The organism is Paracoccus sp. KR1-242 (assembly GCF_049446195.1).
Taxonomy (GTDB): Bacteria; Pseudomonadota; Alphaproteobacteria; order Rhodobacterales; family Rhodobacteraceae; genus Paracoccus; species Paracoccus broussonetiae.
This window is the reverse complement of sequence record NZ_JBMSED010000010.1, coordinates 170,188-183,204: the sequence shown is the minus strand read 5'-3', so window position 1 is coordinate 183,204 and position 13,017 is coordinate 170,188. Positions and strand designations below refer to the sequence as shown.

Annotated in this window: 13 protein-coding genes; 10 read left to right on the top strand and 3 right to left on the bottom strand. The window is 63.2% G+C overall.

The genetic code is table 11. The features are described from left to right. Window positions 1–19: 19 nt before the first annotated feature. Window positions 20–310 carry a hypothetical protein gene (locus ACO2Q4_RS16075; RefSeq protein WP_311759708.1) on the top strand — a complete coding sequence of 97 codons (291 nt, stop codon included), beginning with the start codon at window positions 20–22 and terminating at the stop codon, window positions 308–310. A 55-nt stretch (window positions 311–365) separates the two neighbouring features. Here ACO2Q4_RS16075 and ACO2Q4_RS16070 read toward each other — a convergent pair whose 3' ends face one another. After that, entirely contained in the window at window positions 366–1,262 is an 897-nt protein-coding gene (locus tag ACO2Q4_RS16070; protein WP_423320556.1) for a DMT family transporter, read from the bottom strand. Window positions 1,263–1,432: 170 nt separating this feature from the next. Here ACO2Q4_RS16070 and ACO2Q4_RS16065 point away from each other — a divergent pair, with 170 nt between their 5' ends. Continuing rightward, entirely contained in the window at window positions 1,433–2,323 is an 891-nt protein-coding gene (locus ACO2Q4_RS16065; protein ID WP_423320554.1) for a LysR family transcriptional regulator, read from the top strand. A gap of 33 nt (window positions 2,324–2,356) precedes the next feature. Here the strand turns inward: ACO2Q4_RS16065 and ACO2Q4_RS16060 are convergent, their stop codons facing one another. Further along, entirely contained in the window at window positions 2,357–3,757 is a 1,401-nt protein-coding gene (locus tag ACO2Q4_RS16060) for a DUF1254 domain-containing protein (protein WP_423320552.1), read from the bottom strand. 371 nt (window positions 3,758–4,128) lie between these two features. Between ACO2Q4_RS16060 and ACO2Q4_RS16055 the strand changes: the two genes are divergently transcribed. The 8 genes from ACO2Q4_RS16055 to ACO2Q4_RS16020 all read left to right on the top strand — a co-directional run bounded on the left by ACO2Q4_RS16055 (window position 4,129) and on the right by ACO2Q4_RS16020 (window position 12,366). Continuing rightward, entirely contained in the window at window positions 4,129–5,025 is an 897-nt protein-coding gene (locus ACO2Q4_RS16055; RefSeq protein WP_311759704.1) for a helix-turn-helix domain-containing protein, read from the top strand. A 226-nt stretch (window positions 5,026–5,251) separates the two neighbouring features. Further along, complete coding sequence (locus ACO2Q4_RS16050; RefSeq protein WP_311759703.1) at window positions 5,252–6,496, top strand: MFS transporter; 1,245 nt, start codon at window positions 5,252–5,254, stop codon at window positions 6,494–6,496. Between the two features lie 12 nt (window positions 6,497–6,508). Beyond that, window positions 6,509–7,375, top strand: a complete 867-nt coding sequence (locus ACO2Q4_RS16045; protein ID WP_423320550.1) for a dihydroorotate dehydrogenase electron transfer subunit — start codon at window positions 6,509–6,511, stop codon at window positions 7,373–7,375. Further along, the gene (locus ACO2Q4_RS16040; protein ID WP_423320548.1) at window positions 7,372–8,337 is read left to right on the top strand and encodes a dihydroorotate dehydrogenase; all 966 of its coding nucleotides are present in this window, start codon (window positions 7,372–7,374) and stop codon (window positions 8,335–8,337) included. Before ACO2Q4_RS16045 ends, ACO2Q4_RS16040 begins: the two co-directional genes overlap by 4 nt. Further along, on the top strand, window positions 8,310–9,629 hold the full coding sequence (locus ACO2Q4_RS16035; protein WP_423320546.1) for a Zn-dependent hydrolase: 1,320 nt from the start codon (window positions 8,310–8,312) through the stop codon (window positions 9,627–9,629). The genes ACO2Q4_RS16040 and ACO2Q4_RS16035 overlap by 28 nt, the downstream gene beginning before the upstream one ends. Before the next feature lie 172 nt (window positions 9,630–9,801). Further along, window positions 9,802–10,473, top strand: coding sequence for an orotate phosphoribosyltransferase (locus tag ACO2Q4_RS16030; RefSeq protein ID WP_423320544.1), 672 nt, complete (start codon window positions 9,802–9,804; stop codon window positions 10,471–10,473). Between the two features lie 85 nt (window positions 10,474–10,558). Next, complete coding sequence (locus tag ACO2Q4_RS16025) at window positions 10,559–10,870, top strand: hypothetical protein (protein ID WP_423320542.1); 312 nt, start codon at window positions 10,559–10,561, stop codon at window positions 10,868–10,870. A 248-nt stretch (window positions 10,871–11,118) separates the two neighbouring features. Continuing rightward, window positions 11,119–12,366 carry an MFS transporter gene (locus ACO2Q4_RS16020; protein WP_423320540.1) on the top strand — a complete coding sequence of 416 codons (1,248 nt, stop codon included), beginning with the start codon at window positions 11,119–11,121 and terminating at the stop codon, window positions 12,364–12,366. A gap of 77 nt (window positions 12,367–12,443) precedes the next feature. Here the strand turns inward: ACO2Q4_RS16020 and ACO2Q4_RS16015 are convergent, their stop codons facing one another. Beyond that, window positions 12,444–12,899, bottom strand: a complete 456-nt coding sequence (locus ACO2Q4_RS16015) for a universal stress protein (RefSeq protein WP_423320538.1) — start codon at window positions 12,897–12,899, stop codon at window positions 12,444–12,446. Window positions 12,900–13,017: the final 118 nt, after the last annotated feature.

Below are 13,017 nucleotides of genomic sequence, written 5' to 3'. Positions count from 1 at the left end.
AGCAGATGGATTCCAGATCATGCGTATTCGCAATTTTGCGACGGTTGTTGCCGTTGCCGCCTCTCTCTCGCCGATTATCGCCGGTGCCTCCTTCGCGGCCGAGCAGCAGAACGGGCGTCAAGTTCCCGCCGCGACCCAGCCGCAGGCCATCCATGTCGTAAAGACAACCGACGCGATGTTGCTGAAAACTGTCGGCCGCGCGACGGATATGCGCGGTGTCTATGCCCAGGGTGGGTTTGCCGTTCCGGGTGCGGTGCGCTGGGTCGCGGCGCCGCAAACGCCTGTCGTCACGCAAGCCGCGATGAACTGAAGGCAGTGCCGACGGGGCGGTGCCGGGAAAAAACCCGGCCCGCCCCGGCGATCATTCAGTCGCGCGACGTCAGCCAGACCCCGGCCAGCGTGATCGCAAGCCCCACGAACATCGTTGCCGTCAGCGGTTCGTCGAACAGCGCCCACGCCCAAAGCATCGTGACCGGCGGGCTGAGATAGATCGCGGCGCTGACCTTGGCGGCGGGAAACATCCGCAGGCTGGTGTAATAGACGGAATAGGCGGCAAAGGTTCCGATCAGCACAAGCCAGGCGATGCCAAAGGCAAACTTGCCCGTCATCGGCGGGGAAAGTCCGTCCCCCGCCAGCAGTGCGCAGATGCCGAACAGGACCGACCCGGTAAGGGTGTGGATGCACAGGCTTTGGTGGACAGGGATATGCAGCGTCTTGCGGCCCTTGTGCAGCACAGACGCAAATGCAAAGACCAGCATCGATCCGACGGTAATCCCATAGGCCCAAAGCGGTGCTGCGCCAAAGCTCAGGCTGCCGAACGAGACGGTCAGGACACCAGCGACCGCAATGCCCGTCCCAAGCCATTGCCGGGCGGTCAGCCGCTCTTTCAGCAAGGGTTGGGACAACGCGGCGATCGCCAGCGGCAGCAGGTCCGAGATCAGCGCGACAAGGCCCGTCGGCACGCGCTGCTCGATCGCCAGCGCGAAGCCACCCAGATACAGGAATACCGCCATAACGCCGAACCCCATCTGGGCCACCGCCGCGCGAAGGCCAAGCCGGGGGCCAAAGGCCAGCGCAAAAGGCAACAGGATCAGCCCAGACAAAAGCGTGCGCCAGAAAAGCAGTAGGAAGACGCTGGCCTCTTCATTCGCATAGCGGATCCCGATGAATCCCGAACTCCAACCAAAGATCAGCAGGGCCGCCATCGCAGGCCACAGCAGCGGATGCCTTTGAGGCGTGCAGGTCGGGACAATGTCGGTCATGGTCGTGGCTCGCACATCAGGGGTTGCCGATCCGACATAGTGAAGGTGCACACCCTTCGCACATGACAAATTTCGATGCTGGCATGATATATCTGTCAAGATAGTCATGGCGACTTGCGCGATCCAACTCAGGTCGTCATGTTGTGACCATACGGGCAGGGAGAGTGGTCATGACGGACTTGAACACCAGACGCCTTGATATCGACGCATTGCGGACACTTCGCGCGATCCGGCAGCATGGCGGGATCACCCGCGCGGCCGAGGCGCTTGGCCTGACACAATCAGCGGTCAGCCACAAGATCAAGCGACTGGAAGCCAGCCTTGATTGCGAGCTTCTGAACCGCCGGCAAGGCGCGCCGACCTTCACCGCGTTGGGGGAAGAACTGCTCGACTATGCCGGGCGAATTCTGGCGTTGCATGACGAAGCGCTGCTTGGCCTGACCCGGACCGAGATTGCGGGGCGCATCCTTCTGGGCCTGACCGAGGATACAAGCTGCTCGGAACTTGCCCGTATTCTGGGGCGGTTCCGCAGGTTGCATCCTCAGGTTACGGTCCGCACAAAGGTCCGTATGAGCCTGGTGCTGCGCGCGATGCTGGACCGGGGAGAACTTGACGCGGCCATCGTCCAGGTCTTTGCCCATGAGGTGCGCCCGACCGATATCGTCCTGTTCCGCGAGGCGCTTCATTGGGTGAAGTCGCCCGGGCTGGTCTTGGACACGGATGGTGCAATCCCGTTCCTGTCCTTCGACGATGATTGCTTCTATCGGCGTTGGGCGCTGGATATTGGGCAGGATGGCGGGGCGGCGCTGGAAACGGTCTTCGAATGCACAAGCGCGGCCGGGATCGTCGCCGCCGTCAATGCGGGTCTTGGCGTCGCGCTGCTGAACGAACGCCACCTGCGCCCCGAAATGCAGATCCTCTCGGACCGCTTTCCCGCCCCGCCCGCGCTGGCCTATGTCATTCGGCGCGCGAGAAAGGCAAGAAACCCGGCGCTCGACAGCCTTGTCACGGGAATCGAGGCCGAGATCAGCCGCTATGGCGGGCTTTCTTTGGCGGTTTGAAGATCCCGATCCGGCGTTGCCCGGTGCTTCGCGCTATTGAAGGCGTTCGGCATCGGGCAGTTTCCAGCTTTTGTCGAAGAGCGGTTTTTGCGGTCCGTAGAGGCGGAAAAGCAACTCGAACTTGCCCTTGGGGTCGGTGGGAACCCAGTTCGACTCTTTGCCCTCAGGTGCGTCCGGGCCGAAATAGACATCGACCGAGCCGTCGGCATTGGTCTTCACCCCCTCGGTGATCGAAGCGATGCTGGCGCGGTCCATTTCATGGATCAGTGCATGGGTTTCCCGGTCATAGGCCGTCACCGACCAATAGCGTTCGACGGGTGCGTTGGCTGGAACCGTCAGGCGATAGGTTCCCGCACCATCAAGGGCCGCCCCGTCCTTGTCTTTGCTGGTCATCAGGTAGAATTGCGCGGTGCCGATCCGCTTGATGCCGGTAAATCCCAGCGTATAGGTAACACCGCGCGCATCGACCGGGTATTCGTCGCGGTCGCCATAGCTGCTTTGCACTGCCTTCACGAAATCTGCTCGGGCCGCTGGAAACCAGCCGATGCCCTCGTTCATGACGGGAAAGCCCTTGTCATATTCGGCCGAAAGCCACGCATGCGCCTGTTTGGCAGCCTGGTCCAAGACCTTGGTCGTTGCCGCGTCGGGTGCATAGGGCTTGCCCTTCTGGATGCCGATGGCGCGCAACTGGTCGATCATGGCGCGATCCCGCTCCAGCCAAGGCTCGGTCTGCACCACGCGGTCAAGATTGGCATAGAAGCTTGCGTCATAACGGATCGTGGCATCGAACATCGCGCCGGACGCATCGACGAATTTCGTCGCGGGCGGGTTCTCGGCCTGCGTCAGCGGATAGACGGCGATCCGCTTGCCATAGGCCACGGCCTTGGCGATGTCTTCCTCGGCATGGCTGGTCATGTTCGACCGCAGAAGCGTGAAGCCCGTGAACGTGGCAGAGGGCAGGACCACGTAGCCCTCGGGCACGGTTTCCTGATAGCCCGGCGGCAGGATCAGGTATTTCCCGCCCTTGCCCTGGTCGGCCCCTTCCGGGCCGGCATCCTCAAGCGGCATTTGCCAGGCATCGACGATATTGCCCGCGATCGAGCCGCCATCGGCTGGCGGCACCTCGATCACGATCGGTCCGTCCTTCACGTTCCAGAAGGACATGAAATAGATTGAATCCGGGTTCGGCGTCAGGGTCTGGTTCTGCCAGTCCGCAGGTCGCGACCAGAACAGGATGTCGTTCTGCTTTGCCTCGGTGCGCGACAGCATTTCTTGCCGCATCAGGTCGGCGTTGACCGCCGGCATACCCCAGATCATCGCCTCGACCCCACGCCGTTCGACCATCTGCTGATCCAGGGGCAAGGCCCCATTCTGGGACCAGGCGGGGAGTGCAAGGAAACCCAGTGCCAGCGCGCCGGCAAACGCGTATTTCATGACGAGCCTCCACAGGTGACAGCACTATTGTGGGTGCCGGGCGCACCGAGTCAATTCGCTTGGAATGATCCTGACGGGGTTAGAGCTGCGCTTTCTCGCTTTGTCCTATCAAGATGGATTTCTTCTTGCCGCGCATGATCTTGTCTGAAGGAATGAGCCTCTCATTTCTCTTGGACCTGACCCGCCTTGGCCAAATGTGGGGAATTGTCTGCGGTCCTTGGGTCGATCATTCCTCGCCAGCTCGCCCACGGTACTGAAGTTCGGCGGGTCAATGCCGTTGAGATGTATCTGGGCTCCTTTTGGGGAGGAGATGCCTATCAATCGCCACGGCTCGTCTATAAAATGAGACATGTTTCACGGGCGAGATGAACATGACCTCGATTGACTTCCACCAGATCGGCCAGCGACTGAAGGCATATCGCTTGGGCCGGGGCCTTGCGGCCGAAGCGGTGGCCGATGCCTTGGGCATCTCGCGCGCTGCGGTCTATCGGATCGAGGGTGGCGGAGTCGTCAAGATCGAGACGCTGGAAAAGCTGGCGAGCCTGCTGGAAACCAGCGTCGCCTCGCTACTCGGCGCGGGGGTCGAGTATTACGACAATGTTCTCAGCTATTTCGAACGGATGCGGCAGGCCGAGGAAGACGCGGATCAGGTCATCGCCTATTTCCCGCCGACGTCGTATCTGCTGACCTCGGACGCCTATATGGCCCCGCTGCGACAGGCGTTGCTGGAAGCGGAATCGGGCAATAGTCCGACCCATGGTGAAATGGCCGAGGTCGACGCGATCATGGCCATACTTGAAGAACGCAAACGTGCCCGCGCCAAGCGCAGGCTGAGTGTCATCAACTTTGTCAGCGCGCCCGAGGTCGAACGCTGGTTGCGCACCGGCGTGGTCGGAAGGTTCGACCTGCTCGCTGATATTCAGGTCGAACGCCGTCTGGCCGCCCGTCGCGAAGTCGAGCACCTGATCTCGCTGATTGAAACCGAGCCGATGGGCGTGCAGATCGGCGTGATCGATTCGACCCTGCCGAACCTTACGTTCCAGACCTTCCGTCGCAGCGGCAAGGCCTTGGTTTGCATAAGTCCATTCCGCCTGACTGGTGATCTTCCCAACCTTCGCTCGGGTGTGGCGATGGTGACCAGCGATGCCGAGCCGGTGCGCCTTTACGAACGCCTGACGGAAGACATGTGGCGCCGTTCGCATCGGGGCGAATCTGCGATTCGTATCCTGCGGGGCGTACTGGACCGCACCGCCGCTCTCGACAGCTGACGCGAACGCCCTTGCGGGCATTCATAACCTTCGGACTGAATTACGCTTTTCAAGGAAATCTCAATTTTGAGAGCGATCTTGAATTTGATACTTGCTGAGAGTAGCGTCAGATCCAGAAGCATCAGCAGAGCTTCAGCCATTTCCTCATTGCCGCCGCAAGGCCCTGCACAAGACGGGCGCGCCTTTTGGGAACGCTCGCTCTGCCATTTTTACTGGGGGGGCCGCTATGGCGACTAACGAGATTCTGGGCCAAGAGCGCACGGGCGCACCACCGACGCAGGTGGATGCCAAGGCCCGCAAGGCCCTGTGGGGCGCGGCTATCGGCTATGCAATGGACGGCTTCGACCTGCTGATCCTTGGCTTCATGCTGAAATCCATCGCAGCCGATCTGGCGCTTTCGCAAGCGCAGGCCGCCTCGCTGGTCACGGCGACGCTGGTCGGCGCGGTGCTGGGCGGGATCGGCTTCGGCATGCTGTCGGATCGCGTCGGGCGTATTCGCGTCCTGACCTGGACCATCGTGCTGTTTGCCGTCTTCACCGGACTGTGCGCCTTGGCGCAGGGCTATTGGGATCTGCTGGCCTATCGCACGATTGCGGGCATCGGTCTTGGCGGTGAATTCGGTATCGGCATGGCGCTGGTGGCCGAGGCATGGCCCGCCAACAAGCGGGCGCGGGCATCGTCCTATGTCGCGCTTGGCTGGCAGACGGGCGTGCTGGCCGCAGCGGTGGTGACGCCGATGCTGTTGCCGACCATCGGGTGGCGGGGCATGTTCGCCCTTGGGATCTTCCCGGCGGTCGCGGCCTACTGGATCCGCCATTCGCTGCACGAGCCTGAGGTCTTCGTCGCGAAATCCAAGGACGCCCCGCGCGAATCCGCCCTGAAACTGCTGATCAAAGACAGGGAGACGACCAAGCTGAGCCTTGGCATGGTCATCCTGTGCTCGGTCCAGAACTTCGGCTATTACGGCGTGATGATCTGGATGCCGAACTATCTCGCCACCCAGTTCGGGTTTGCGCTGACCCAGTCGGCAATCTGGACCTCGGTCACGATCCTGGGCATGGTCGCGGGCATCTTCTGCTTTGGCCACATGGCAGACCGCATCGGCCGCCGTCCGACCTTCTTCACTTACATGCTGATGGCGACCGTGATGGTGCTGATCTATTCGCGCCTGAGCAATCCCAACGAATTGCTGGTCGTCGGCGCGGTGATGGGCTTCTTCGTCAACGGCATGATCGGTGGCTATGGCGCGCTTATCAGCGAGCTTTATCCGACCTCTGCCCGAGCGACGGCCCAGAACGTCCTGTTCAACATCGGCCGTGCCGTGGGCGGTTTTGGCCCGCTGGTCGTCGGCGCCATTGCGGCGGCCTGGAGCTTCCAGGCAGCGATCGCGATGCTGGCGGCGCTGTATCTGCTCGACTTCTTTGCGATGTGGTTGCTGATCCCCGAGCGCCGCGGCGCGCAACTGGACTGACCGGAGGCTGTCATGGGATCGACGACGACCTTGCCTGGCGCCATGGACAAATCGACCGGGGGGTGCTCCTGCGCGCCCTGGTCCCCCAGCATCGTGGCCGAATTGGCCGAGGTGATCCGCAATCACCCCGTCAATGGCGAATACCGGCATCTGGTGGTGAGTTGCAGCGCCGAGGCTGCCGCCGCGCAGCCGGGCCAGTTCTTCCAGCTGCTGTGTCCGCAGCCGCCGGGCGAGGCGCCCTATCTTCGCCGTCCCATGAGCCTTTATGGCGCGTTCCCCGACAAGGGGCAGGTCGAGTTTCTCTATAAGGTCACGGGCGCAGGAACGCGAGGGCTGGACATGTTGAAGCCGGGGGACCGGCTGGACATCATGGGCCCGCTGGGCGTCGGCTACACGCTGAACCCCGGTCTTCGCCACATCGTCGCCGTTGGCCGCGGCGCGGGGTTGGCCACGTTGGCACCGCTGGCTCGTGCGGCGCGCCTGAACGGTACGAAGGTGACGGCTGTCTTCAGTGCCCGGCGCCCCGATCTGGTGGTCTCGGTGGACCTGTTCCGTGACGAAGGCGCGGATGTCGTCGTCGTCACGGACCAGGAACAGACCAGCGGCCCCGCCAATGTCGAACGCATCCTTCGCGGCTTGATCGCCGAGGGGCGGTGCGACGCATTCTACACCTGCGGCTCCAGCCGCCTGATGCGGGTGCAGCAGCGGTTGGCGCAGGAATACGGCTTGCCCGGCCAGGTCGCGATGGAGCAGCAAATGGCCTGCGGCATTGGCCTGTGCTATTGCTGCGTCCGCGATTTCAACGTCAACGGAGAGATCGTCAACCGCCGCGTGTGTTGGGACGGGCCGGTCTTCGACCTGATGGAGGCCCTGCCATGAGCATGAATGTCGACCTGTCCGTCGATATCGGCGGCCTGCGGCTTAGAAATCCGGTGATGCCCGCCTCTGGCACCTTTGCCGAAGGGCTGGAAAAGGTCATGGATTTCAACCGGCTGGGCGCTTTCGTCACCAAGACGATCACGCGCGAACTGCGCACCGGCAATCCGCTTCCGAGAGTCGTCGAGCAGCCCGGAAGCCTGATCAACGCCATCGGCATTCCGTCCAAGGGCGTTCCGTATTTCGTGAATACGACCCTGCCGCATTACCGGCCCTTTGACACGCCGCTGGTCGTCAGCATCTCGGCCCCGACCAGCGAGGGGTTTGCCAGCCTTGCCGCGGAACTGAGCGCCGTTCCGGGCATCGCCGCGATCGAGGCAAATATCTCGTGCCCGAATATCGAGGAGGATGGCAAGGCCTTCGCCATGCGTGCCGACTCGACCGAACGCGTGACCAAGGCGCTGCGCGCAGCGACGCATCTGCCGCTTTGGGTCAAGCTGACCCCGAACACCGGGAACGTTCCCGAAATTGCACTGGCCGCCGAGGCGAGCGGCGCGGATGCGGTCGTGGTCTCGAACACGATCCTTGCGATGGCGATCGACCTCAAGACCTTCAAGCCCAGCCTTGGAAATATCATGGGTGGGTTATCCGGCGCTGCGATCAAGCCCATCGTGCTGCGGCAGGTCTTCCAATGCGCGCGGGCAGTGCGGATCCCGGTCATCGGCTGCGGGGGCATCTCGACCGCCGAGGATGCGGTGGAATACATGCTCGCCGGCGCAAGCGCGGTGCAGGTCGGTACCGCCACGTTCCTGCAACCCGCCGCCATGACCACGATCATCGATGGGCTGCGCACATTCTGCATGCGTCGCGAGATTGCCCGCGTCACCGATCTGGTCGGCGGCGTCGTGGTCGAAGAGGCCGATGAACCCGACCTGGCATGGGTCGACCCGGTCGCAGCATCATGACCTTGCTGGCGACGAACGACCGTCGGAATGTCTTTGTCGGAGACGAGGATGATCGCATCCTGGCATCCGAACTGTTCGACAGCCTGCAAGCCGCCACGTTCGACGGCACCGGCATCACGCGCGAAGCCTATTCCGCGCGCGAATCCCTGGCGCTGGACATTGTCGAGAATAAGGCCCGCGCGCTTGGCCTGTCGACGGAACGCGATGCGGGTGCGAACCTTGTGATCACGCTGGAGGGGACCGAACCGGAGCTGCCTTTCCTTGCTTGTGGGTCGCATCTGGATTCCGTCCCTCAGGGTGGAAACTACGACGGTGCCGCCGGGGTGATCGCGGGACTCGCGATCCTTGCGGGGTTCAAGGCCGAGGGCTTTCGCCCCCGCCGCAGCCTGAAGGTCTTTGGCCTGCGTGGAGAGGAAAGCTCGCGCTTTGGTCGGGCATATATGGGGTCGAGCGCGCTTCTGGGGGCGTTGCGCCCCGAAGAGCTTGACGCTCGCGACCGGGACGGGGCCTCGCTGGCTGACAGCATGGCCGCGCTTGGCATCGATATCGCAAGGGTGCGGCGGGGCGAGTGCCTGCTGGACCCGGCACAGGTGGCAGGCTGGATCGAGCTGCACATCGAACAGGGCCCGGTGCTGGTCGCGCGCGACCTGCCGGTCGGAGTCGTGACCGGGATCCGGGGCAACCTGCGCCATCGCGCGGTCGAGTGCCGTGGAGAGGCGGGGCATTCAGGGGCGGTGCCGCGCTGGCTGCGGCGTGACGCGGTCTTTGCGACAGCCGAGCTTATCGGGCATCTGGACCGACATTGGCGCACCCTGCTTGAGCGCGGGCGTGACCTTGTCGTCACCTGCGGTGAAATGGGGACCGATCCGCGCGAACACGCCATTGCCCGCATTCCTGGCACCACCCGTTTCAGCTTCGAGGTGCGCAGCCAGAATGCCGAGACGCTGGAAACCTTCTACGACATCTTCCGCTCGGAATGCGCCATGATCAGCGAGGAACGCGGCGTGAGCTTCGAGTTCGACCGTCGGGTTGAATCGAAACCCGCTTTGCTGGATGCAGGCTGGATCGCGCGACTGAAATCGGCGGCCGAGGCGCTTGGCCTGCCTGCCGAGGAAATCCCCAGCGGGGCGGGGCATGACGCGGCGGTCTTCGCCAATGCGGGGATCGCCTCGGCAATGGTCTTCGTGCGCAACGAACATGGCTCGCACAACCCGCAAGAGGCGATGGAGATCGACGATTTTCTGTCCGGAATCGCGGTCATGCGCATCGCCATCCGCGAGGCGCTGCAATGATCCGGCAAATCCTTGATCGTGGCGCAGTCCGTGCCTTGCGCCGCGCCAATGACCGGCTTAGGCCGGTTGCGCGCCCCGTGCGGCCTGCCGGGCGCGTCCCGCGTCTCGCGGGCCATATTGTGGTTTATGGGGGCGGCGCAGTCTCGTCCGGGTCGTTGCAGGAGGAAAGCCGATGAGCGCACAACAAGCTGGTCGGACCGTCGCCGAAATGCTGATCGATGCCGGGGCCGTCCATGTCAGCACGGATCGCCCCTTCTTTCTGGCCGCCGGCTGGGCCAGCCCGGTCTATGTGGATGTGAGGCTGCTTTTCGGTGCGGCTGCGACGCGGCGCGTCGTGACCGATCTTGCCGCAGATTTCCTTGCCGGACCGCTGGCTGGGCACGGTTTCGACGCCATTGCCGGGGCCGAGACGGCGGGCATGCCCTTCGCGACCACCCTTGCCGATCGGTTGGACATGGACTTGCGCCATGTGCGCAAGCGGCCCTTGGGCGCGGGCCACAATGCTCAGGTCGAAGGTGGCCCGGTCGACGGGCGCAGGGTTCTGCTTCTGGATGACCTGACCACCGACGGCAGCAGCAAGCTTAGCTTTGCGCGCGGCCTGCGCAGCGCGGGCGCGGTGGTCACGGACGTTCTCACGATCTTCTATCACGACGCATTCCCAGGCACGCGTGAGCGTCTGGCCAATGCCGGTCTGTGCCTGCATAGTCTTGCAACCTGGCAGGATGTGCTCGCCTTGAAGAGCAATCTGCCCGCTCCGCATCGCGCCGTGGTTGAAGAATTTCTTGCCGATCCGGTGGTCTGGTCCGCGCGCCACGGCGGTCGGGCGGACAGGCCGGCAGGCTGAGGCCCCGCGCGGCAGGGCACACCATTCCACCCGGACCGGGGAACCGGCGGGCAAGGAAACTTCGGAAGGATGGAAGGATAGACCCATGAAAGAAGTCCTGAACTGGCTGCAGACCCAGCCCGGCGGCATCGGCACCTATGTCGCCCTGAACGAGCGCATCCTGAAGGCGCTGCCGGGTGATCCGGCGAACGCGGGCGTCGCGCGCCTGCTGGCGGAACTGACCGGCCGCTTTGTCGAAACCGTCGATCGCGAACCCCTGCCCTCGGCCGTCGACCGCGCGGCCATGCAAATCCTGAAATCCTGGCTTGAGCGCATCGTCGCTGTCCAGAATGCCAGCGCCGAGGACAAGCTTGCGCTGATCAATGAACTCGCGCTTGCCGAGATCTCGCCCGAGTGACGCCAACTCCCCTGTGGGGCGCGCGATCGGTGGCGCGCCCCTCAATCTCGCCACCTGCTGCCTGATCCGCTCGATAGCCGGCGCGCATCCGCCCACCTGCACGCCTCGAGGCTGAGGTGTTATTTCCTGGCAATCCTGTGCAAGCCCGCGTGATCTGCGAACTTCACCTTGCCTCTGGCTTTCAATTTTGATTATCGCGACATGCGGAGTCGCGACAAACAGGCATCGCGACATTTCAGGACCTCGGCATGACGACACAGGATTTTGCGGGCGCGCATGAAGCGCAGTCGCAATCGGTTTTGCAAAACCAGAACTATCGGCATTTCATCGCCTCTCGGACCTGTTCATCGCTTGCTTTCCAGTCCCTGACGGTCGCGATGGGTTGGATGATCTATGAGCTGACGGGCTCGGCCTGGATGCTGGGATGGGTCGGGTTCTTCCAGTTCCTGCCGATGCTCATCTTGACCTTCGTCGTGGGCGCGGTCGCCGACCGCTATGACCGCCGCCGCATCGGGCTTGTCTGCCAATGGGTCGAAGCGGCGACGGTAATCGTCCTGGGACTTCTGGTCTGGCAGCAAAGCCTGACCCCAACCGGCATCCTGGTCGCGGTGGCAGTTCTGGGGGCGGCTCAGGCATTCGAACGTCCGACGATGGCCTCGTTGGTGCCGGGGATCGTGGGGCCGGGCATGCTGCAACGCGCAATCGCCACTTCGACCTCGTTCATGCAGACCGCGCTGATCGTCGGTCCGGCCTTGGGTGGCGTGCTTTACGGCTTCTGGCACATCCTGCCCTTCATCTTCTCGGGCGTGCTGTTTCTTGCGGCGGGTTACAGCGTCGGCACGATCAAGGTGTTGAACGTCGCGCAGGCCGCGCGACCGCCGGTCACGCTGCGAACGGTGTTTGCGGGGGTAGGCTTTATCCGGCGGACACCGGCGGTGCTGGGGATGATCTCGCTGGACCTGTTCGCGGTTCTGCTGGGCGGTGCAACGGCGCTGCTGCCGATCTTTGCTTCGGACATCCTGCAGGCGGGACCGCTGGGCCTTGGCCTGCTGCGTGCAGCGCCGGCGGTTGGCGCACTTGGCATGTCGATCTATCTGGGGCGAGCCCCGATCACGAGCGGCGCGGGCCGAAAGATGTTCGCGGCAGTCGCAGTTTTCGGGCTTGCGACCATTCTGTTCGCGCTGTCGAAAAGCGTCGCTGTTTCAATTCTCGCGCTGCTGGTCGTCGGGGCCTCGGACAATATCAGCGTGGTGGTGCGTTCATCCCTTGTGCAGCTGATGACGCCGGACGAGATGCGGGGCAGGGTCAATGCCGTGAATTCGCTTTTCATCGGGACGTCGAACCAGCTTGGCGAATTCGAAAGCGGCATGATGGCGGGCTGGCTGGGACCGGTCGCCGCAGGGGTGATCGGCGGGCTTGGAACCCTTGCCGTGGTCGCGGTCTGGATGACCGCATTTCCGGTCCTGCGCCGCGTCGAAAGACTAGACGGCAGCTGAGGGCAAAGGCGACCATGCGCGGCCGCCGTAGTTTGACAGCGGACGCTGACGAGTCGGCCTTGCCCCCGCCGTCGCTGCTAGCGCGCTACCGTGACCGTGACATGGGCGCGTGCGACCACGTCGGCGGCGACCGATCCGATCATCAGCCGTGACAATCCGCGCTTGTTGCCGGTGCCCACGACGATCTGGTCGTAGCCGTTATCCTCGGCATAGGCGACGATCCCGGCTGCTGCTTCACGGCTGACAAGGCTGACCTGCTTGGGTTCCGAGACCCCATTTTCGCGCGCGATTGACGCGGCATGGTCGAAGATTCCGGCGATTTCCTGATCGCTCCAATGTTGGATCATCGGGCCGCGCGGTCCCCCATGCGCAATATTGACCACGCAGATGGTCAAAGGCGCGCCATATTTCGCGGCCAGTTGCGCTGCATATTGAATTGCGATGTCGGAATGGGGCATTCCGTCCGTCGTCGTCAGAACCTTGCCAATCAACTTGATTTCTCCCTCGGTCCAATCCTTGGGCAAGTGTTGCATCTGCCCGATCAGTTTGTCACCGAGTTTCGAGGATGCAGAGGCAATTGCAGGAGACGCCGCCCGAAGCATTCGCCAAGAAAAAGCCGGACCGTCGGGGTCGACGATCCGGCAGGTGGGG